Source organism: Acetobacter malorum (assembly GCF_002153605.1).
In the GTDB taxonomy this organism is placed as follows: domain Bacteria; phylum Pseudomonadota; class Alphaproteobacteria; order Acetobacterales; family Acetobacteraceae; genus Acetobacter; species Acetobacter malorum_A.
Genome location: NZ_JOPG01000085.1, coordinates 1 through 240, shown reverse-complemented (window position 1 = coordinate 240; position 240 = coordinate 1). Strand labels below are relative to the sequence as shown.

Here is a 240-nt window from a genome sequence, read left to right as displayed (position 1 = left end):
AGCGGTGATGATCAGCATCCCCATTTTACCACCTGTCTGTTCAGACAGCGGCAGCAGGGCGTTGCCGTTTGTCCAGATGGACCCGGTCTGGCTGTTCTCATACCAGCCGTCCAGAGCCCCACCCTCCAGATAGGTAGTAATCTGGTTCTGCGTCTTGCTGCTCAGGAAGTGGACAGCGCTCACTGCAACGCCCAGATACCGGCGATCATCCACAAACGGACCGATCACATCACTGGGGCG

1 pseudogene is annotated in these 240 nt (G+C 57.9%); it reads right to left on the bottom strand.

Going from position 1 to position 240, the window contains the following annotated elements:
* A pseudogene (locus tag HK23_RS14615) lies at positions 1-240 on the bottom strand (Hint domain-containing protein); the annotation flags it as partial.